The following is a 22,348-nucleotide window of genomic DNA, read 5'->3' on the forward strand; positions in this document are numbered from 1 at the left end:
AGATCCGTTCGCAACCCTTTTTTGAAAAAAAATGGAAAAAAATGACTGTTCGATGACTATTTCATCAAAAAAGCAAAAAAGAGGGTAAAAAACCCTCTTTTTCTGCCTTAAAAGCCGTATTTAAATGAATGCGTACGCGTCTGCGAACATACGTTCGCTCTTCGCTTTCTTGTTCTGAGTGAACTGTTCACGTGCTGCGCCAGCCATTTCAAAACGACCTGCAATATAGATATCGTAGTTTTCTAAGCTTTCGAAATCTTCAGCTACAGCTTGTAGCACGTTACCAACTTTACCTTGCCAGTCTGCAGGAGCTTCTTCTACTACTGGCACAAAATGAACATTGGCAAACTTGTCGGCAATCTCGACCAGTTCGTCTTTAGCATAAAGCTGGCAGTTATCGCGCGCCCCCCAATATAAATAGATAGGATTGGTTTTATTCTGCGCTACGCAATGATCCAGAATCGAACGTACGTAACTAAAACCTGTACCACCAGCGATCAATAACAGCGGGCGTTCACTATCTTCTTGAACCCAAGCATCGCCATGTGGCGCATCAATTTCAATCTGACCATCAGTTTCAAGCGCCGCTTGCATTGCTTCGACAACTTCTTGTGCATAAGCGTTGTGTTCCGCCGCACCGATGTGCAGTTCAAGTTCACCTTCATGACGACAAGGACTGCTTGCGATAGAGAAAGGACGTTTGTCTTTTTCACCCATCACCACCATTAGGTACTGACCCGCTTTAAAAGGCACTGGTGATTCTGGATGAAGAAGGATTTGGTAAGTATTACAAGCTAACGGCTGAATAGACTTTACTTTACATTGGATGGTCATGGTGTTCCTCTCGCTTACTCGTCAAAAGTAAGCACTAAATTACTTTCTGTATAGGCTTGGCAAGGGAATATCCAACCTTGCTGTTGCTCTTTTTCGGTTAGCATAGGTTCGAGGTGATAGCTCACCTCGCCCGTTAGCTTTTTACACATGCACATGGCGCAAGCGCCAACTTGGCAACGGTGTGGGAAGCGAATATTGTTGTTGAGCGCAGCTTCTAACACCGTCTCCCCTTCTTTTACTTGGAATGTAACGTCCATTGGTAGAAGGTGGACTTGATGACTCATAGAATACCTAACTGGTCCCAAATCTCATCGACTTTAGCCACAAGTTTAGGATCTTTTTTGATAGGCGTACCCCACTCGCGCGTGACTTCAGATTCGAACTTGTTGGTCGCATCCAGTCCTAATTTGGATGAACTCTCAGTCTTACCAAGCACTTGAATCGTGTCTCTATCTGGGTCCATTCGAGTTGTCACCGCCCAAATGATGTCATTCCAATCTCGTGCATTAACGTCATCGTCGCACAAAATGATGAATTTGTTATCCGTGTACTGAGCAAAGAAGCCCCATAGATGTTCCATCAATTCTTGGGATTGACCAGCTTGGTCTTTCTTCATAGTCACGACAGCAAATTGGTTGTTTGCTGTAACTGGAAGATAGACGTCAACAATCTCAGGGCGTTGCTGTTTCAACTCATTTAGTTCTGCTTCGGTAATCGCTTTGCTGTCTCGCTCAGTGACCTCGGTTCGCGTCGCCAGCTCGGCATCCCATTTAATGGTCGCATCCAAGCCCATTTTGGAGCCAAGCCCAACCACTGGTGAAGCAAAGTCGAGCGAGTCGATTGGCGTGTTATCTATCATCAAGGTATCACGTACAGGATCCATATGCTCTGACATGGCTTTCACGACATCATTCCAATCTCGTGCGTTTACCGATTCATCGCACACAATAACAAACTTGGTATACATGAATTGACGTAAGAAAGACCACACGCCCATCATTACGCGCTTGGCATGTCCTGGGTACTGCTTCTTCATGGTGACGACGGCCATTCGGTACGAACAACCTTCTGGCGGTAGATAGAAGTCTTCAATCTCTGGGAATTGCTTTTGCAGAATAGGTACAAACACTTCGTTTAATGCCACACCCAATACAGCTGGTTCATCTGGCGGACGACCTGTGTAGGTGCTGTGATAAATAGGGTCTTTACGCATAGTAATGTGCGTAATAGTAAATACGTGGTGCTTTTCTTTTTCGTTATAGTAGCCAGTGTGGTCACCGTAAGGACCTTCATCAGCAAACTCGTTCGGGTCGATATAGCCTTCCATCACGATTTCCGCGCTCGCTGGCACTTCCAAATCGTTGCTGACTGACTTCACGACTTCCGTTTTGCTTCCACGTAGCAAACCTGCAAATGCGTATTCCGATAGCGTATCTGGCACTGGTGTTACTGCGCCAAGAATGGTTGCTGGGTCTGCACCAAACGCGACCGAAACTGGGAAAGGTTTACCTGGGTTGGTTTCCATCCAATCGCGCAGATCAAGCGCACCACCACGATGGGCTAACCAACGCATGATGATTTTGTTCTTGGCAATTTTCTGCTGACGGTAAATGCCTAGGTTCTGACGTTTCTTATTTGGACCTTTGGTTACGGTTAAGCCCCAAGTAAGCAGCGGCGCTACATCTTCTGCCCAGCAGCTCATTACCGGAATTTTATCCAAGTCGACTTCATCACCTTGCCAAACAATGTCTTGGCATGGTGCTTTACGTAAACGCTTAGCCGGCATGTTCAATACTTGTTTGAACACAGGCAGTTTTTCTAAAGCGTCTTTGAAGCCTTTTGGTGGCTCAGGTTCTTTTAAATAAGCCAGCAGCTTACCGACTTCTCTTAATTCTTTAACGTCTTCACGTCCCATACCGATTGCGACACGCTCTGGTGTACCAAACAGGTTAGTCAAAACAGGTACGTCGTAGCCGATTGGGTTCTCAAACAACAGCGCAGGTCCACCAGCACGCAAGGTGCGGTCGCTGATTTCTGTCATTTCATAAGCGGGATCGACAGGGTGAGTGATGCGTTTAAGTCGACCTTTCTGTTCTAGGTGGTCGATAAATTCGCGTAAATCCTTAAAACTCATAGGCCTTCATGCTGGCTGATTAAACTGTCCGCAGTATAACAAATAGGAGGACTCTAAGATCCTCCTATTTTGTGTGGGTATGTGAGCCAGATTACTTTAATACTTGTTCAATCTGCCGAGTCTTTATCTGATGGTTCGAAGATACTAACTCTTCCAACCAGGTTTGATGCCCTTGTTGAGCAAGCTCTCGAGCAACCATGGTTGCTTCTTCTGATAACGCCATTTTTCTAACTAGAAACTGCTTTACTTGCGGAGATAGAGGGTTAGATTTTGTAAGTAGACTAATAGCTTCTGGCTTGAGTGATGGGTTAACTGTGGCATTCATCAATTGCTGAATGGAAAAAACGTCTCCAACCGCAGCTAAACGCTCAAGTTCGGACTGGCTGTTGTAATCAGCTTTCATCCGCCAGAGTAAGTTGTACACTTCCTCATCCTGACTAACTTGTGCCAACCTGACTATCACGGCCGTCGATGGTAACCAACTGGTCACATTTGCTTTGGTTAACTGGGCCGCTAATGCAGCAAGCGCATTGGGTGATAAGCCGTCTAACTCTCGAATCAAAAGCGCTTCACGCGCTTGAGCTTGTTGAGATGGCCCTGCAAGCCATTGCTTTAAGTTAAGCTCTCTTCGTTCAGCTTGTAAGACAAAGTCCAAGGTACTTTGGTCTTGTTTCCAACGCTTAATCAAGCGACTCGCAATAACGGGAAAGTTAAAAGCGGGTACACTAAATTCATACCCATCACCTCGCTCTAACACTTGATAAGTCGGGGTCATACGGATCTGGGACTCAACAAACAGAGCCATTCGAGGCGTGAGAATCACATCTTGCTTTTCAAGCTTTTCCAATAATTGAAAGCGCACCACCTCTTGTTGAGGCAAAGCAAGTCGATCAAGGGCAAATTTAAGCGAGTCGACTTCATCTCTGACAGCGTAATCAAGCAGTTCAGAGACTTTAGCCTGTATTTGAGTATCCTGAAGCCACTGCTCTACTACAGACTCATGCATTTCCTTGGCAGATAATGTCGCAGGTAGAGTGATAAGTGACAAGCTCAGGAGTAATGACGACAACATTCCTTGTTGCATGTTAACCTCCCGATAACATTTCCTTCATTCTGATACTTCTATCGGGAGAAAGCAATAAAAAAGCCACCGATATACGGTGGCTTTTCGCAGAATGACTTATCTGAGACTATTGACGACGCATCGCATCGAAGAACTCATCGTTGGTCTTCGTCATCGCTAGCTTATCGATTAGGAATTCCATTGCGTCGATTTCGCCCATTGGGTGAACGATCTTACGCAGAATCCACATCTTCTGTAGTTCGTCAGTCTTCGTCAGTAGCTCTTCACGACGTGTACCTGAGCGGTTGAAGTCAATCGCAGGGAATACACGCTTCTCAGCAATCTTACGGTTCAAGTGCAGTTCCATGTTACCTGTACCCTTGAACTCTTCGTAGATAACTTCATCCATTTTAGAACCAGTATCTACTAGTGCCGTTGCGATGATAGTTAGGCTGCCGCCTTCTTCTACGTTACGTGCAGCACCGAAGAAACGCTTAGGACGATGTAATGCGTTTGCATCCACACCACCTGTTAGTACTTTACCTGATGAAGGCACTACGGTGTTGTAAGCACGAGCTAGGCGAGTGATAGAGTCAAGCAAGATAACCACGTCTTTCTTATGTTCAACAAGACGTTTTGCCTTCTCGATTACCATTTCCGCTACTTGTACGTGACGAGATGCTGGCTCATCGAAAGTCGACGCAACCACTTCACCTTTAACTAGGCGCTGCATCTCAGTTACTTCTTCTGGACGTTCGTCGATAAGAAGAACCATCAACTCACACTCTGGGTGGTTGTACGCGATGCTTTGCGCGATGTTTTGCAGAAGCATTGTTTTACCCGCTTTAGGCGGAGCAACAATCAGACCACGTTGACCTTTACCGATTGGCGATGCCAAGTCTAAAACACGTGCTGTAATGTCTTCTGTTGAACCGTTACCACGCTCCATAACCATGCGCTCATTCGCATGTAGAGGGGTAAGGTTTTCAAATAGGATCTTGTTACGGGCGTTGTCTGGTTTATCGTCGTTAACGGTATTGACTTTTAGAAGGGCAAAGTAACGTTCACCGTCTTTTGGTGGACGAATTTTGCCAGCTATAGAGTCACCAGTACGTAGGTTAAAGCGACGAATCTGACTTGGTGATACGTAGATATCGTCCGGACCCGCAAGGTATGAACTATCTGCACTGCGTAGGAAACCAAAGCCGTCTTGCAGAATTTCCAGAACCCCATCGCCAAAGATGTCTTCGCCGCCTTTAGCGTGCGCTTTTAAAATCGCGAAGATGATGTCTTGTTTTCTTAAGCGAGCTAGGTTCTCTAATCCTAAGCTTTCGCCCAGTTTTACAAGGTCAGACACAGGTCTGTTCTTCAGTTCGGTAAGGTTCATGGTGGTGGATTCTTGTTTAGTCAAAATAAGATCTGTTTTCTAGTTAAGATGGATTTGGTCTCAGGATCGACCAAGAAGAGAAATTTGTTCAATTAACGCGCGATAAGTTAGCACTAATTAGTATTCTAGTCCAGAGTTAGAAAAACAAAACCGTGCATTGTAACTTTGCACGGTTTTATCTGTAATCACTTGGTGATTATAAGTTTGCGTCTAGGAACTCTTTTAGTTGAGTTTTAGACAGAGCACCTACTTTCGTTGCCGCTACGTTACCATCTTTAAATAGTAATAGCGTTGGAATGCCGCGAATACCAAACTTAGGTGGTGTACCTGCGTTATGGTCGATGTTTAGTTTACCGATAGTGAGTTTGCCTTCGTACTCGTCTGCGATTTCGTCCAAAATAGGAGCGATCATTTTACAAGGACCACACCATTCTGCCCAAAAATCCACTAGAACCGGGCCTGCAGCGTTGATTACATCGTTTTCAAAACCGTCATCAGTTAGCTGCAAAATCTTATCACTCATCTTCCACTCCAATGTGTTTTTCGAAACTGGTTGGATGATAACCAGTAATTAGATGCCCTATTGGAATGTATTTACTTTCGTATTGCAAGCTTTAGCTGATATTCTATAGCCATGAAAAAGACGCATATCACAGAGCAAAAGTTCGCCGATTTGGGCTTAAAGCCCCAAGTTATTGAAGGATTGGACAAAAAAGGGTTCGAATTTTGTACCCCTATCCAAGCCTTGGCGTTGCCGGTCCTGCTCACCGGCCAAGACATCGCAGGCCAGGCCCAAACGGGTACTGGTAAAACGCTCGCGTTTCTTACTGCTACGTTCAACCACCTTCTGACGACTCCGGAACATGAAGGTCGTAAGCCTACACAGCCACGCGCAATTATTATGGCGCCAACACGTGAGCTCGCTATTCAGATTTACAATGATGCAGAATCATTAACTGAAAGCACAGGTCTAAAAACCGCTCTAGCTTACGGTGGTGAAAGCTACGACAAGCAACTTGCGAAACTGCAAGACGGCGTAGATATTCTGATCGGAACAACAGGCCGTATCATCGATTTCTACAAACAGCGCGTATTTAACCTCAACAACATTCAAGCTGTTGTTCTGGACGAAGCCGACCGCATGTTCGATCTTGGCTTTATTAAAGACATTCGCTTCTTGTTCCGTCGTATGCCTGAGCCAAAAGAGCGTTTGAACATGCTGTTCTCAGCAACGCTGTCTTACCGCGTTCAAGAACTGGCATTCGAACACATGAATACTCCTGAGCATGTCGTTGTCGAACCAGAACAAAAAACTGGCCACCGTATCCAGGAAGAGCTTTTCTATCCTTCGAATGAAGACAAAATGGCGCTGCTTCAAACACTAATTGAAGAAGAGTGGCCAGATCGCGCTATCATTTTTGCCAATACCAAGCATAAGTGTGAATCGGTTTGGGGACATTTGGCTGCCGATGGACACCGTGTAGGCCTTCTTACTGGCGATGTACCGCAGAAGAAGCGTGAGAAGATTCTTGAGCAATTCACCAAAGGTGATGTCGACATCTTAGTTGCAACTGACGTTGCAGCGCGTGGCCTGCATATTCCTCAGGTAACGCACGTTTTCAACTACGACCTTCCTGACGACTGTGAAGATTATGTTCACCGTATTGGCCGTACTGGTCGCGCTGGTGCGAGCGGCCATTCGATCAGTTTTGCTTGTGAAGAGTACGCGGTTAACCTACCAGCAATCGAAGAATACATTGAGCATACAATCCCAGTTTCAGAGTACGATTCGTCGGCACTGATTCAAGATCTACCGGCTCCGATTCGTATGCGTGCACCACGCAACCAACAGCGCCGCACGAATACTGGCGGTACCCGTTCTGGTTCTGGTAACCGTAAGCCGCAGGGACGTCGTCCACGCCAACCGCGTCAATCGGCACCAAAACAATCGTAATAGGAAACTGAGTTCGTTTATGAGTCAAGCAGGATCATCACCGCTATATGCCGCCATCGACCTCGGGTCGAACAGTTTTCACATGCTCGTTGTGCGTCACATCGATGGCAGCGTTCAAACAATGGCTAAAATTAAGCGCAAAGTTCGTCTAGCAGCGGGCTTAGATGAACATAATTCTCTTAGTATGGAAGCTATGCAGCGAGGATGGGACTGCTTAAGTCTATTTGCGGAACGCTTGCAGGACATTCCTAAACAAAACATTCGCATCGTCGGTACTGCAACATTACGTACCGCGACCAATGTAGATGTGTTTTTAGAAAAGGCTAACCAAATTCTAGGCCAGCCTATCGAAGTGATTACTGGTGAAGAAGAAGCTGCCACTATCTATAAAGGTGTCGCTCACACCTCTGGCGGTAGTGGTCGTCGCCTTGTAGTCGATATCGGTGGAGCAAGTACCGAACTGATTATCGGTGAAGGTTTCGAAGCCAAAGCACTGACCAGCTTAAAAATGGGCTGCGTGACTTGGCTTGAAAACTTCTTTAAAGATCGCCAATTGAATGCTCGTAACTTTGACGCGGCAATTGAAGGAGCGAAACAGACCATCCAGCCGATTTTAGAACGTTATACAGAAATTGGTTGGGATGTGTGCGTTGGTGCATCAGGCACTGTTCAGGCATTGCAAGAGATAATGCTGGCGCAAGGCATGGACGAAGTAATCACTCACTCCAAACTCAAGCGTCTACAGAAGCAAGCCATGTTGGCCGACCATTTAGAAGAGCTCGATATTGAAGGCTTAACACTTGAGCGCGCATTAGTGTTCCCTAGTGGCCTCTCTATTTTGATTGCCGTTTTTGAATTGCTTGAAATCGATGCTATGACACTGGCTGGCGGCGCACTACGCGAAGGCTTAGTGTATGAGATGGTTGAAGAGCTTCGTCAAGAAGACATTCGTGCCCGCACTATCGCTAGCGTACAAAATCGTTATCAGCTCGATCACCAATACGGTGAACAAGTCGCTACTCTGGCACACACGCTTTTACAGCAAGCTGGGGGCGATGAGTGGATTACAGAGCCTCAGGGCAAGATATTACTCGAGACCGCCGCAAAACTGCATGAAATTGGCTTAACTATCGATTTCAAAAAAGGCGGAGAGCATAGTGCTTACTTGCTGCAGAATTTGGATCTGCCTGGTTACACGCGCGCGCAGAAGTTCTTTATTGGTGAAGTGGCTCGTCGCTATCGCGAACAACTCACTTCTTTACCTGAGCAGCATGCATTATCAGGCTCAAGTGCCAAACGAGTATTGAGACTATTGCGTCTTGCGGTTCTGCTCAGCCATCGTCGCAATCCTGATCTAGAGCCAAATGTGACTCTAACGGTTGAAGGCGACAATCTAACGTTACACATTGATGCGCAATGGCTAGAGAAAAACCCACTGACTGCGGCTGAGTTGGAAATTGAATCCAACCGTCAGACAGACATCGGCTGGCCATTAAATATCGTAGCAAAATAAGCGAATATCACTGCCTTACAATACTAAAGCCCAGGCGTTCGCTTGGGCTTTTTTGCTTCTACTTCCCCTACAAAACGTGCTGCCCAGCAAAAATCTCAGCTTCTCCGCTCTACATCGAAAAACAGCCATGCTTTATTGATAAACACAATTTAGCCAACCAAGATGCACCATCATGAAAACCGTTTTAATGACTGGCTTAACTGGCACCCTCGCCCCAAAAGTCGCTCATCAGTTTCACCTACGCGGCTGGAACATATTGGAATGGAATCACCATCAAATCCCGCCAGATGATCCAGAGCAAAGTGAGCAATTTTGGCAGCAACACCCCATTGATGCGGCGTGCCATATGGCGATGGGGAGTGAAGCGTGGGCAGCGTGGCTTGGTGAGCACTGCAAACAACGCAACATTCCTTACCTCTTTGTCAGCACAGCAATGGTATTTGATGCCACAAAAAACGGGCCTTATGGCATCTTTGAAGAAAGAAACACCCAAGATGATTACGGCAAATACAAAGTTCGTTGTGAAGATGCAATCTGGCAAGCAAATCCAGATGCGATGATTGCTCGAATCGGTTGGCAACTCCATCACCAAGCAGAAGGCAATAACATGTTGGCGCATCTCGATCGCCAATATGAAGAGAATGGCGTTATTACCGCTAGCACGGCTTGGTATCCGGCGACTTCTCATATGGACGATACTGCACTCGCCTTTTTGCAGCTTATTGAGCGGAACGAAGCCGGTTTATACCATCTTGATAGCAACTTAAAGGATAAGTGGAACTTCTACGAACTCGTTTGTGCGCTCAAGCAGCATTACAACAAGCCATGGCAAGTACTGCCAAGCAACGACTATCACCATGACCAACGTCTAGCAGATGAACGAATCGCCTTGCCGCCATTGAGTGAACGTTTCAACAAGCCAGAGCAAATCCAGCAAGCCGGCATCATAGGGATCAACTGGGGACGCACGCACATTCCCCACTATCGAAACAATGGTGTATCGGTCACAACGTTATGCGCCAACCAAATAGAACCGCTTCAGCAAGCCTGCAGTGAAGAAGCAATCCCAAAGGCAGAAACGAACATCAGCGCACTCAAACAACTCGATGTCGTGACCATCGCGACACCTGCGCATACTCATGCAGAGATCATAAAGACGTTAGGTTCAACCAAGCTGATTTGTGAAAAGCCATTGGTGGGATTGAATTCCGACATCACTCACTGGCAGCAACCGAACTCCAACCTATTGGTTAATTACGCCTTTGCTCAGCTAGAGACCGCCAAGACGATAGAGAAATGGCTCACCTCGCAAACCCAACCTTGTGTGGTCAATCTAATCACCCAAGTTAACCTACCGGGCACCTTCACGCTCAAAGAGTGGTTTCTTGAAACGGCAAGTCACCCTATATCTTGGTTGCTGCACTGCTTCGGAGACTACTCTCAGTCAACACTGATTGAGGAAAACGGCCAACTGATCGTTGAGCTGCAATGTGGCGACCACCAGCTAATGTTTGTATTTGAATTAGCAGGTGAGCCGGGCATCGAGCACAATCTAACGATTCAATCCAACCAGACCTTAACCAGCAAAGGCTACTACCGTGTCGGCGAAAAATGGCGTTTCGAGCCCATTCTCGTTAATGGCAACGCGATAAATGATGGAGAGTACAGCGAATCTGATTGCTGGCAGGACGCCAATCAACGCAGTGTCGGTTTGATGCTGGCGATGTTCAATCAAAGCATCAGTTGGGAGAACGGCCTGCAACTTGGCGCCTTCGATGCGCAAAAAGCCATTTTGATTGAGAAGATGCTCCGTTAGCCATTTCACCAACTAGCTTCCTCTACGTTCCGTAACTTCGATAAAAAGGTCTCACTCGGGACTTTTTTATTGCTCATTTTTACCTTCGTACAGCTTAGGGAGCTTTTGGACACCCATGATCTAATTGCTCTCCACGCTGTACAAAACCCTCTAAATCCCAGTAAGCAGGTACAAAAAAGCCGCTTGATTTAAGCAAGCGGCTTTCGGGGTTCCCACTGATATTAAGACTGAACGCTTGTCGTCACCTTAAAGTCAGGGTTCACCGCAGTCAGCTTCTTAATTAGGTAATTCAGTAGTACGCCATACATAGGAACGAACAGACCAAGACTGATAATCAGTTTGAAGCCGTAATCCACCAGCGCGATTTCCGTCCAATGCTCCGCCATAAATGGATCTGGGCTTTGGTAGAACGCAATGGCGAAGAAAGCGATGGTATCAAGTGCATTACCGAAAAGCGTTGAACACGTTGGTGCCACCCACCATTGCTTCATTTGACGTAAGCGGTTGAACACGTGCACATCCATGATCTGACCAAGTAGGTACGCCATGAAACTAGCAATCGCGATACGAGCAACGAATAAGTTAAATTCCCCTAGGTGACCAAAACCTTGGAATTGACCTTCGAAGAACACCACCGATAAGAAGTAAGACACAGCCAACGCAGGCAACATCACTAAGAAGATGATCTTACGCGCCAACTGAGCTCCGAAAATACGCACAGTTAAGTCAGTCGCTAAGAAGATAAATGGGAAAGTGAATGCACCCCAAGTGGTATGGAAACCGAAAATAGTAAACGGTAGCTGAACTAGGTAATTGCTAGATGCAATAATGACTAGGTGGAATAGAACCAGATAGATAAGGGCGTTGCGCTGCTGCGCAGGGGTAAAGTTACTCATGCGATACCTTTTTAGTTTGGTTTGGGGGTGAGGGAACCCAAATCGAGTCACTGAATAAAGTGGCTCTTACCAACAATGTAAAATGAAAAATAAACTGGCTTGGCTCATTCTGAGCGAAGCGGTGGGCGATTATACATTAACCACTTTTCGCCGCAAGTCGTCTGTTTTACGCAAACGTTTGAGCATAAAAAAGGGTGTTTCATGTGAAACACCCTTTCAAGAAAAATTCTATTTTTAGAAACCGCGCTGGAACAATCCTGCAAGATAATCCAACTCTTCCCTGCTCTCTTCAATCGCTAAAGCTTCAAACCAAATCGCTTCGCTGTAATGCTCTGCTTTCATAAACAGTCGGCAACCTTCAAAATCGATCAGCCAAGAGTGAATGTCCGCATCCCACTGCTTTTCCACCACAGTAGCAGAAAGCAAGCCGACTAAACGCTCACCTAAGGCAGGAAAACTATCAAGGTCAAAGCTCGGCGCGGTAATGATTAAGCGCCCTTCTTGTGCCATGTAGTCCGCTAAGCCAAATTCCTTTTGCATCTTGGTTCCTTATCCGTGGTGAGTAATGTGTTCTTGAATCAAATCGAGGAATGGGTCGGCGTACTTCTCTAGTTTGCGCTGACCAACGCCGCTAACTGCCAGCATTTCGCCGTAAGACGTTGGCAGAATTTCCGCCATATCAATCAGAGTCGCATCACTAAAGACCACGTATGGTGGCAAACCATCTTCATCAGCAATCGACTTACGCAGCTTACGTAACTTAGCAAACAGCTTTTTGTCGTAGTTCTTGCTGGTCAGTTTATCTGATTTCGCCGCACGTGCTGCAGTGTCTAAACGTGGAACCGCTAACTCCAGAGTCACATCGCCACGTAGCAGCGGACGCGCTTCTTCGGTAAGTTGCAGCGTTGAGTTACGCGTGATGTTTTGGAACAACAGCCCTTTGTGGATTAATTGACGGAAGATACTCACCCAGTAATCGTGGCTGTGATCGCGCCCTATCGCGTAGGTAGAAATCTTATCGTGCCCGTTTTCACGTACACGAATATTTTGCATGCCACGTAGCACTTCTACCACGTAACCCATACCAAAGCTTTGATTAACACGGTACACACAAGACAACGCCTTACGTGCTTCTTCTGTTGCATCAAAGTGCTTCGGTGGATCTAAGCAAATATCGCAGTTGCCACATGGCTTCTCACGATACTCACCAAAGTAATTCAATAGCACCTGACGACGACAAGTCTGCGCCTCAGCAAAGGCACTCATCGCATTCAGTTTGTGGGTTTCCACCTGCTTCTGTGGACCATCGTCTTTCTCATCCAACATACGGCGCAGCCAACTGATGTCCGCTGGGTCATACAACATCATCGCTTCTGCAGGTAAACCATCACGCCCTGCACGACCCGTTTCCTGGTAGTAAGACTCGATGTTGCGCGGGATATCAAAGTGAACCACAAAACGCACGTTTGGTTTGTTGATGCCCATACCGAATGCCACGGTCGCCACTACAATTTGGATGTCATCACGTTGGAAAGCTTCTTGAACGTAAGCGCGCTCATCAGCGTCCATACCTGCGTGATAACCAGCAGCACGAATGTGGTTGTTGCACAGCTTCTCGGTCACCATCTCAACTTTCTTACGGCTACCACAATAGATGATGCCGCAGTTACCCTTTTGGGTTTCCAGATAACGAACGATTTGCGAAACCGGCTTGTGCTTCTCAACTAAGTTGTAGCGAATGTTAGGACGGTCGAAGCTGCCTAGGTAAACCTCTGGATTATTCAGTTGCAGACGCTCAAGAATATCTCGGCGCGTTGCATCATCCGCCGTCGCCGTCAGCGCCATAAATGGCACATGGGAAAACTGCTGCTTAAGTTGACCAAGCGCGGCATATTCTGGACGGAAATCGTGTCCCCACTGGGAAATACAATGCGCTTCATCGACAGCAATCATCGATAGCGGCAAGTTTTCCAAGCGCTCAATGAAATCACGCATCAATACGCGTTCTGGCGAGACGTACACCAACTTAAGATGACCAGTGTGCATGCGGTTATACACGCTGAGCAGCTCTTCACGAGGCATGGTCGAGTTAATGCACTCAGCCGCTACACCGTTGGCTTTAAGCTGGTCCACTTGGTCCTTCATCAGCGAGATAAGCGGAGAAATGACCAAAGTAATGCCAGAGCGAACCAAAGCAGGAATTTGATAACACAGCGACTTACCGCCACCCGTAGGCAGGATAACTAAGCTGTCGCGACCTTCTACCGCAGCATCAATCACCAACTGCTGACCATCACGGAACTCTTGGTAACCAAACACATCCTCCAACACACGTTGAGGCGTTACAGGCGAATCAGATTGTTCGGCTAACAAGGTCGAGGTCATGAAAAGTCTCAGATTGGGTCTTAAAAAAGAGGTGCTTATGCATACCACTGGCACACAAAGTGAGGGCACATTGTAATGGGGTTTCATGGTGAATAAAACCGCAAATTGTTAGGTGTTTCGCATCACGACTCGTATACTGATTTTCTGCTCTATAAAACACACAATTAGGTGACACTTCATGACACCAGAAGACGAACAACAACGCGCGCGGCAAGGCATCTTGCTAGCGATTGGTGCGTATACCATGTGGGGCATTGCGCCGATGTACTTTAAGTCCATCGCACAAGTATCTCCTTTGGAAATTCTAAGCCACCGAGTGATATGGTCTTTCTTTTTGCTTGCTGCACTCCTCCATTTTGGCCGTCACTGGCGCTCGGCTTACCACATCGCGAAAGACAAAACGAAAATCGCTTACCTGATCGCAAGTTCCATGTTAATTGGCGGCAATTGGTTGATTTTCATTTGGGCGGTAAACTCGAATCATATGCTCGACGCCAGCTTAGGTTATTACATTAACCCATTAATCAATGTCTTGCTCGGCATGGTATTTTTGGGAGAGCGACTGCGCAAATTACAGTGGTTCGCGGTTGTATTGGCAGGTTGTGGCGTACTCGTTCAACTGATTGTATTTGGCTCCGTACCTGTTGTTGCGATGGCGTTAGCAATGAGCTTCGGCTTTTATGGCTTATTAAGAAAGAAAGTCAGTGTCGATGCAAAAACTGGCTTGTTTATCGAGACATTACTTCTGCTGCCGGTGGCCGCTGTTTATTTGCTTTTTATTGCCGATACACCAACCTCAAATATGCTTACGAATCCACTTACGTTAAATAGTTTGTTGATCGCTGCTGGGGTTATAACAACCCTGCCACTGCTGTGCTTTACGGGTGCAGCAACAAGACTCAAATTATCGACTTTGGGCTTTTTCCAATATATAGGCCCAAGCTTAATGTTTTTACTTGCAGTATTGATGTATGGCGAACCCTTTACCATGGATAAAGCGATCACTTTCGTCTTTATTTGGGGAGCACTAGTCGTGTTTAGCTTTGATGGATTACGTAATAACCGTCGCTCACGCCGAATCGTTCAGCCACAGTGATCGTTTTTTACAAGACAAGTTAGAAATTGCCAGATAAGCTTGGTCATAATGTGACCAAGCTTTTTTATTTAATGGAACATATTCAGTACTACGCAACCGACCATGACAACTTGAGTCTAATAGAGGCGAAATACCAGAAATTTGCTTTTCAAAGGCATTACCATCTGGATTTTCATCTCGGCCTGATCACGCATGGTGCGCAGAAGTTCCAATATCAAGGTAACAACCACCAAGTTGGTCACGGGCAAATTGTGATTATGCCGCCGGATGAGCTGCACGACGGGCAATCTAAGCTCGAGAGTGGCTACGAAGTAAATGTGTTTGCGATCGAACCTCTCCTATTGAGCGATCTGGCTGATCTTAAGCAAAACGGTCAAATAATACACTTCAACGAACTGATCATCTCGGATCCCCAAATATTTTCACAACTTAGTAACTTACACGGGCTACTTCGTCGTGAAAACCTCAGCCAACTCACTAAAGATTGCCTTCCTTTTGAAGGATTTAACCAACTTTTTGATCGCTACGGATCGCTTGAGCGACAAAAAGTGGTGCCGCTAGGAAATCAATCACTTGGGACGTTAAAAGATTATCTAATGGCGAACCTCGACCAAGCAGTGCGTTTGGATTCACTTTCAGAGCTGTGCCAACTGAGCCCCACTCAGTTCCAGCGCCACTTTAAAGCGCAAACAGGCATGACGCCTTACGCATGGTTCGCGCGCCTGCGCCTTGAACAAGGCATGAAGTTACTGCAAGCTGGTCAATGTGGTACCGACGTCGCTCATCAAATCGGTTTCTACGATCAAGCGCATTTCAGCAAAGCGTTTAAACAGACCTACGGCGTTTCCCCTTCTCAAGTGGCTCGTTAATTTCATTTACCGAGAAAGCTGTCAGTTTTTTACAAGCGCCACAGGTGACTTACCACGACAATAGCCGCATTGGTTAAATTTGAGATGTGTTATGAATGAATCCACCATATTGCTGACACTCGCCAGCATTCACTTTATTGCCCTAATGAGTCCAGGTCCGGACTTTGCGCTGGTCGTACAAAACGCGACGCGTCATGGTCGTCAAACTGGCTTGTACATTGCGTTGGGATTGTCCGTCGGTATTTTGCTGCACTCTTTGTTCAGCCTGACAGGTGTGAGTTTTGTCGTCCACCAGCACCCCGTGCTGTATTCCGTGGTACAACTGCTCGGTGGTAGTTACCTGCTCTACTTAGGAATTGGCGCATTGCGTGCCGTGATCTCGATGATCCAAAACCCACTGACGGATCAACCTAAGAAGCAAAATAACCTAGTGATCAGCAATAAGCGTCAAGCGTTTGCTATAGGGTTTGCGACCAACATTCTTAACCCAAAAGCCCTGGTGTTCTTTGTCAGTTTGATGTCGAGTTTAGTCCCAGCAGGTATGTCGATTACTGGCAAAGGTATTGCACTGGTCATCCTGTTTGGCTTGTCGCTATTCTGGTTCTCTAGCCTTGCATGGATGCTGTCGACACAGCGCTTACAGCGTAAATTACAACAAGCAGGTATCTACATCGACGGTCTATGCGGCGTGGTATTTACTCTCGTGGGCGGCAGTATTCTATACCAAACTATCAATACTTTTATCGGATAAAGTACTGATTTAAAAGCGTAGCACAATCGACATTTCTAAGATTGCTGACTCGACGTGACTCTCCATAACTGCCAAGCTCAAAGCACAAAACTGGCAACATGGAGAGTCATCATGCATTGGACGTTCAACCGACTCGTGACCACGGGTCTTTTTCTTACTTCCCCACTAATCTTATCTACCTCAGTCTTTGCTAACCAAGCAGCAGATGCAGTTGCGCCGGAGCACAGCACTGGCTTCGAGCAAAAACAATTGATCAAAGCGAAAGATTATATGGTTACCGCAGCCAACCCACTTGCCACCCAAGCTGGGGCAGACGTTCTTGCACAAGGTGGTAATGCTATTGATGCTATGGTTGCCGTGCAGCTGATGCTGGGCTTAGTAGAACCCCAATCTTCAGGCATTGGTGGTGGCGCCTTCTTAGTGTATTGGGACAGTGAGAAACAAAAACTGACTACGTATGATGGACGCGAAACCGCACCGCTCGCCGCAACGCCGAAACTCTTCCTAGATGACAAAGGACAACCACTGCAATTTTACGATGCGGTTGTCGGTGGGCGTTCCGTTGCCACTCCTGGTACAGTGAAACTGCTGTGGGACACGCACCAGAAATACGGCAAGTTGGAATGGAAGAAGATAATCCAACCCGTGATTACCTTGGCTGAGCAAGGTTTCGAAGTCAGTCCTCGCCTCGCGAGTCTGATTGAAAAAGATGCCAAGCGCCTATCTCGCTTCCCTGCGACTAAGGCTTACTTCTTCAATCCAGATGGCTCACCAAAAGCCGAAGGCACGTTGTTGAAGAACCCTGAATACGCGCAAACTCTGACGGCAATTGCAGAGCAAGGAGCAAAAGCTTTCTATCAAGGCGATATCGCCACAGACATCATCAAGACAGTACAGAATGCACCGGGCAATCCTGGCGTATTGGCACAACCTGACTTTGATGCGTTCCAAATCAAGCAACGTGAGCCGGTTTGTGCGGCTTATCAAAGCTATGATATCTGCGGCATGGGACCACCTAGCTCTGGCGCATTGACGGTTGGACAGATTCTCGCGATCACCGAGCAATACGATCTTAAAGGTTGGGGAGCCGAAAGCGCGAAATCATGGCAAGTGATCGCCGATGCATCGCGCCTTGCGTTCGCGGATCGTGGTAAATACATGGCTGACCAAGATTATGTGCCAATGCCAACCGAAGGCTTGCTTGATAAAGATTATCTCAAACAACGTGCTGATCTCATTCAAGTCGGTAAAGCCTTGAGTAAGGCTGAAGCCGGTAATCCTCCTTGGTCGCACGCCATGAACTTAAGCATGGACCAATCGATCGAGCTGCCTTCCACCAGCCATTTCAATATCGTCGATAAGCAAGGCAATGTGGTTTCAATGACAACAACCATCGAGAATGCCTTTGGCTCACGCTTGATGGTACGCGGCTTCTTGCTCAATAACGAACTGACCGATTTCTCTTTCCGCACGCATCAAGATGGTGTGCCAATCGCAAACCGATTAGAACCGGGAAAACGCCCACGTTCATCTATGGCACCAACCATTATGATGAAGGATGACAAGCCTTACATGGCAATTGGCTCACCGGGTGGCAGCCGCATTATTGGTTACGTCGCACAAGCCATTATCGCCCACACGCAATGGGATATGGACATCCAAAGCGCGATTAATCAGCCACGATTGCTGAACCGTTTTGGCACCTTAGATATTGAGCAAGGTACCGCCGCAGAGGGCTTACAGCCTGCTCTGGAGAAGATGGGCTTTAAAACCGATGTTCGGGATTTGAACTCTGGTCTGCATGCGATACGAATAACAAAAGACGGTCTTGAAGGCGCTGCGGATCCAAGACGTGAAGGTGCCGCTATCGGGCAGTAAGAGTCTTTCGCTCGACCCCTTGTGCGAGATCTCTCACAAAGGGTTGAGCAAACCTCTCTTTTTTAATGGTAAAACCGTACAGAAAAGAGCATAAGCCATTGAATTTGATACTCATGTATCTTTTTTGAACGCTAAGAGAGTTAAAAAATGTGAGATTAGCCCGTTGTTGGAAATCGTTAAACACGTAATATTAAACCTGTCGGAAGGATGCTGACACGGAACAGGAAACACCACGGACTTGGTGAACTTCAGGAAGAAGAAACGGTTATTCAGGATGAATAGTCGGGCATGGATTGCAAAATTGGACATTGAACGGAATCAATAGTGACTAGGATGGTTGCTACTAAGGACGGGAAATGGACACCTCTGGACGAGGCAAGGATTTGAACATCAGGATGATGTCAGGGACACCGCTCAGGGAACAAGTGATGAGAGCTAACGAGGATAGTTAGCAGACCAGGATAAGGTCATTAAGGACACCGCTAGGAAGGCGACGTAAGGATTAAGCTGACGGATTCAGCACACTATCATGGATTAGATGCATGGAGCACTCTTAGTAGCCGGATTGCTGCGAGTAAGACTATAACCCCGATGGGCGCAAGCCCTCGGGGTTTTTCTTTGCCTAAAGTTTTTCTTAGCAGCTCTTCTGAAAGCAGACATTCACCCACAACGCCCACCTTTCACTTCAAACGGTATAGTTAAATCGCGCTTTCGAAATCCATTTATCATTCCATTTTTTCCTACGTTAGCGACACCAAAACTGCACAAACAAAAAGAGCCGCCGAAGCAGCTCTTAAGTTGATGATACCAATCACAGTAAATAAGTGATCAGAAATAGCGTAGGGAAAATGCTTGAGAACAAGGCGCAATTTTTCGATAAGTAGTTATTCTACAATCAAAAATTGCAACGCAGTTATCGAGTATTTTAACAAGCTAGAATGACCAGTTATTTACTACGATTGGTATGAGTTTTGGTCAAGCCTTACAGTTTCTCTAGTCGTGCGTAAGCAGTTACCAACCATTTGATGCCTTCACCGTTAAAGGCAATCTGTACACGGCTTTGTGGACCACTGCCTTCGAAGTTGATGATGGTGCCTTCACCAAACTTTGGATGCATCACACGAGAACCTAGCGTAAAGCCGGTTTCATTAAAGCTCTCTTTCACAACAGTTTGGCTAAATCGACCACTGCTTGAAGGACGGCTAACTTGCGCCTTCATTCGTACTTCATCTAAACAAGTTTCTGGCAGTTCACGGATAAAGCGAGACGGTTTATGGTATTTATCCTGACCGTACAAACGACGCATTTCAGCATAAGTGATGTACAGTTTCTGCATTGCACGGGTCATGCCTACGTAACACAGACGGCGTTCTTCTTCTAAGCGCCCTGCTTCTTCTGCCGACATTTGGCTTGGGAACATGCCTTCTTCCACACCGACCATAAACACCAATGGGAACTCTAGACCTTTCGCACTGTGTAATGTCATGAGCTGAACCGCATCTTCAAATTCGTCCGCTTGTCCTTCGCCCGCTTCTAGTGCTGCGTGGGTTAGGAATGCCGTCAGCAGTGACATGTCTTCGGCTTCTTCTGGTTTCTCGAATTGGCGAGTTGCGGTCACCAATTCCTCCAAGTTCTCAATACGTGCCTTAGACTTTTCACCCTTCTCTTGCTCGTACATCGCGAACAAGCCCGAGTATTTAATCACATGGTCAGTTTGGTGATGCAGCGGCATCTCTAAGGTGTCGTCTTCTAGCGCGGTGACAAGCTCGATAAAACGGCTCAGAGCACCAGCAGCGCGACCAGCAAGCACCTTCTCGTCCAACATTGCCACACTCGCTTCCCACATGGTGCAACCACGATCACGAGCCGCAAAGCGGATGGTTTCAAGCGTCTTATCGCCCAAACCACGCGTTGGCGTATTCACCACACGTTCAAACGCCGCATCATCGTTACGGTTGGCAATCAGACGCATGTAGCTCAAGGCATCTTTGATTTCCTGACGTTCGAAGAATCGCATGCCGCCGTAGATACGGTAAGGCAGACCGGCTTGAATTAACGCTTCTTCCAGAACACGCGACTGGGCGTTGTTACGGTAAAGCATCGCAGCGTCATTCAGAGCACCGCCCTTGTCTTGCCACTCTTTGATTTTGTTCACCGCAAAACGGGCTTCATCTAATTCGTTGTAAGCGCTGTAAACCGAGATAGGCTCACCGACCACGCCATCCGTCCACAACTCTTTACCCATACGCTCGGTGTTATTCGCAATCAGGGTGTTAGATGCTTCCAGAATGGTCTTAGTGGAACGGTAGTTTTGCTCAAGACGAATGGTATTTACGCTTGGGAATTCGAGTGTAAACTTCTCAATGTTCTCGACTTTTGCACCACGCCAGCCATAAATCGACTGGTCGTCATCACCTACGATCATCACGTGACACTCAGGACCCGCCATCATACGTAGCCAAGCATATTGAATGTTGTTGGTATCTTGGAACTCATCCACCAAGATGTGCTTAAAGCGTGCTTGGTAGTGTTCACGAACGAACTTGTTATCACGCAGTAGCTCATGTGCGCGCAGCAAGATTTCCGCAAAATCGACTAAACCAGCACGATCACACGCTTCTTGGTAAGCGGTGTACAACTGCAGATATGTCTTGGTTACTGGATCATGGTACGCATCAATGTGCGACGGACGCAGACCTTCGTCTTTCTTACCGTTAATCCACCATGCCACTTGGCGTGCAGGCCATTGCTTCTCATCGAGGTTTTGCGCTTTGATCAAACGCTTTAGCAGACGCTGCTGGTCGTCACTGTCAATGATTTGGAAATCTTCCGGTAGCTTGGCATCAAGATAGTGTGCACGCAGAATACGGTGACAAATGCCGTGGAAAGTACCATTCCACATACCGCCTGCACTGCCCATCATTAGCTCTTCGATACGTCCACGCATCTCTGCCGCCGCCTTATTGGTAAAGGTTACCGACATAATTGAGAACGGAGAAGCTTGCTCGACCGACATCAGCCAAGCGATACGGTGAACAAGAACGCGTGTCTTACCACTTCCTGCGCCAGCAAGAACGAGCAAGTTTTCTAGAGGTGCTGCAACGGCTTCACGCTGTTTATCGTTCAAACCGTCGAGTAATAGAGATGGATCCATCATGATGAGAGCTACTGGTTATTTATACATAAAAACCGATTATAACCTAAACAACCGGGTGCTGTTTAGACAAAACTTGATAAAAAAATCGATGTTTTTTTGCCCAACACATCAATTAGTTATACCTATTTGACCCTACAAACCCATTTACTTCAGAAATTTTTCTGAAAGTTTTTTAGCCAGTTTCCTATCTTTTAAGTTAAGCAAGTTGATAACAAAAACGCCAAAACAGGCGATTCATCTTGCCAACTTAAAGTAAAGGAAATCATTCAGAGGAATTTATTATGAAAAAGTCGAATCTAGCTGTTACTGCTGCTGTTACTGGTCTTCTAGCTCTTGGTGGCACAATGCTAACTGCAGCTCCAGCTGTCGCTGCTGAAAAAGAAAAGTGCTATGGCGTTTCTAAAGCAGGTAAAAACGACTGTGCAACAAAAAGCAGCTCATGCGCTGGTACTTCTAAAGAAGATAACCAAAAAGACGCATTCGTAGTCGTACCAAAAGGTCTTTGTGACAAACTCGCTGGCGGTAGCACTTCTTCTTCATAATCTTTTATCGCTAGCTATTGTGAGGATGCGTTGACGCTCAACCAACGCAAAGCCAAGACGCATCCTTCTCTTC

General features: G+C 46.7%; 18 protein-coding genes. 8 read left to right on the top strand and 10 right to left on the bottom strand.

Annotated features, from left to right (window positions below; translation table 11 throughout):
• Window positions 1–120: 120 nt before the first annotated feature.
• The 6 genes from fre to trxA form a co-directional block, all read right to left on the bottom strand.
• Window positions 121–834 carry an NAD(P)H-flavin reductase gene (gene fre / locus H9L11_RS06350; RefSeq protein WP_033907312.1) on the bottom strand — a complete coding sequence of 238 codons (714 nt, stop codon included), beginning with the start codon at window positions 832–834 and terminating at the stop codon, window positions 121–123.
• Window positions 835–848: 14 nt separating this feature from the next.
• The gene (locus H9L11_RS06355; RefSeq protein WP_009696789.1) at window positions 849–1,118 is read right to left on the bottom strand and encodes a 2Fe-2S iron-sulfur cluster-binding protein; all 270 of its coding nucleotides are present in this window, start codon (window positions 1,116–1,118) and stop codon (window positions 849–851) included.
• Window positions 1,115–2,968, bottom strand: coding sequence for a 4-hydroxy-3-polyprenylbenzoate decarboxylase (ubiD, locus tag H9L11_RS06360; RefSeq protein ID WP_033907314.1), 1,854 nt, complete (start codon window positions 2,966–2,968; stop codon window positions 1,115–1,117). The genes H9L11_RS06355 and ubiD overlap by 4 nt, the downstream gene beginning before the upstream one ends.
• A gap of 91 nt (window positions 2,969–3,059) precedes the next feature.
• Complete coding sequence (locus H9L11_RS06365; protein WP_205391051.1) at window positions 3,060–4,052, bottom strand: hypothetical protein; 993 nt, start codon at window positions 4,050–4,052, stop codon at window positions 3,060–3,062.
• A 106-nt stretch (window positions 4,053–4,158) separates the two neighbouring features.
• Window positions 4,159–5,418: a transcription termination factor Rho gene (rho, locus tag H9L11_RS06370; protein ID WP_005378757.1), complete on the bottom strand. Its 1,260-nt coding sequence runs from the start codon at window positions 5,416–5,418 to the stop codon at window positions 4,159–4,161.
• 196 nt (window positions 5,419–5,614) lie between these two features.
• A complete protein-coding gene (trxA, locus tag H9L11_RS06375; protein ID WP_004745500.1) occupies window positions 5,615–5,941 on the bottom strand; it encodes a thioredoxin TrxA in 327 nt (108 codons plus the stop codon).
• Between the two features lie 111 nt (window positions 5,942–6,052).
• On the opposite strand from trxA, the gene rhlB reads away from it, so the two are divergent.
• The 3 genes from rhlB (at window position 6,053) to H9L11_RS06390 (ending at window position 10,701) form a co-directional block, all read left to right on the top strand.
• Entirely contained in the window at window positions 6,053–7,372 is a 1,320-nt protein-coding gene (gene rhlB, locus H9L11_RS06380) for an ATP-dependent RNA helicase RhlB (protein ID WP_005378764.1), read from the top strand.
• Between the two features lie 19 nt (window positions 7,373–7,391).
• Window positions 7,392–8,885, top strand: coding sequence for a guanosine-5'-triphosphate,3'-diphosphate diphosphatase (gppA, locus tag H9L11_RS06385; protein ID WP_005382885.1), 1,494 nt, complete (start codon window positions 7,392–7,394; stop codon window positions 8,883–8,885).
• Window positions 8,886–9,057: 172 nt separating this feature from the next.
• Window positions 9,058–10,701, top strand: coding sequence for a sugar nucleotide-binding protein (locus H9L11_RS06390; protein ID WP_005382887.1), 1,644 nt, complete (start codon window positions 9,058–9,060; stop codon window positions 10,699–10,701).
• 221 nt (window positions 10,702–10,922) lie between these two features.
• Here H9L11_RS06390 and H9L11_RS06395 read toward each other — a convergent pair whose 3' ends face one another.
• From H9L11_RS06395 to recQ, 3 genes are all read right to left on the bottom strand, one after another.
• A complete protein-coding gene (locus tag H9L11_RS06395) occupies window positions 10,923–11,597 on the bottom strand; it encodes a 7-cyano-7-deazaguanine/7-aminomethyl-7-deazaguanine transporter (RefSeq protein ID WP_005378770.1) in 675 nt (224 codons plus the stop codon).
• Between the two features lie 234 nt (window positions 11,598–11,831).
• On the bottom strand, window positions 11,832–12,137 hold the full coding sequence (locus H9L11_RS06400) for a DUF3630 family protein (RefSeq protein ID WP_005378772.1): 306 nt from the start codon (window positions 12,135–12,137) through the stop codon (window positions 11,832–11,834).
• A gap of 9 nt (window positions 12,138–12,146) precedes the next feature.
• Entirely contained in the window at window positions 12,147–13,982 is a 1,836-nt protein-coding gene (gene recQ / locus H9L11_RS06405) for an ATP-dependent DNA helicase RecQ (RefSeq protein WP_005451195.1), read from the bottom strand.
• A gap of 178 nt (window positions 13,983–14,160) precedes the next feature.
• Between recQ and rarD the strand changes: the two genes are divergently transcribed.
• The 4 genes from rarD to ggt all read left to right on the top strand — a co-directional run bounded on the left by rarD (window position 14,161) and on the right by ggt (window position 18,576).
• Complete coding sequence (gene rarD / locus H9L11_RS06410) at window positions 14,161–15,078, top strand: EamA family transporter RarD (RefSeq protein WP_005378774.1); 918 nt, start codon at window positions 14,161–14,163, stop codon at window positions 15,076–15,078.
• A 71-nt stretch (window positions 15,079–15,149) separates the two neighbouring features.
• Window positions 15,150–15,947 (top strand): AraC family transcriptional regulator, encoded by a 798-nt coding sequence (locus tag H9L11_RS06415; protein WP_130545184.1) that lies wholly within the window; start codon window positions 15,150–15,152, stop codon window positions 15,945–15,947.
• A gap of 91 nt (window positions 15,948–16,038) precedes the next feature.
• The gene (locus H9L11_RS06420; protein WP_205391052.1) at window positions 16,039–16,698 is read left to right on the top strand and encodes a LysE family translocator; all 660 of its coding nucleotides are present in this window, start codon (window positions 16,039–16,041) and stop codon (window positions 16,696–16,698) included.
• Window positions 16,699–16,809: 111 nt separating this feature from the next.
• A complete protein-coding gene (gene ggt, locus H9L11_RS06425; RefSeq protein ID WP_205391053.1) occupies window positions 16,810–18,576 on the top strand; it encodes a gamma-glutamyltransferase in 1,767 nt (588 codons plus the stop codon).
• A gap of 982 nt (window positions 18,577–19,558) precedes the next feature.
• Here ggt and uvrD read toward each other — a convergent pair.
• Window positions 19,559–21,733 (bottom strand): DNA helicase II, encoded by a 2,175-nt coding sequence (uvrD, locus tag H9L11_RS06430; protein ID WP_005378778.1) that lies wholly within the window; start codon window positions 21,731–21,733, stop codon window positions 19,559–19,561.
• Window positions 21,734–22,014: 281 nt separating this feature from the next.
• On the opposite strand from uvrD, the gene H9L11_RS06435 reads away from it, so the two are divergent.
• Window positions 22,015–22,275, top strand: coding sequence for a DUF2282 domain-containing protein (locus H9L11_RS06435; protein ID WP_005378779.1), 261 nt, complete (start codon window positions 22,015–22,017; stop codon window positions 22,273–22,275).
• Window positions 22,276–22,348 lie beyond the last annotated feature (73 nt).

This window comes from Vibrio sp. sp1, assembly GCF_016920955.1.
Lineage (GTDB): Bacteria > Pseudomonadota > Gammaproteobacteria > Enterobacterales > Vibrionaceae > Vibrio > Vibrio alginolyticus.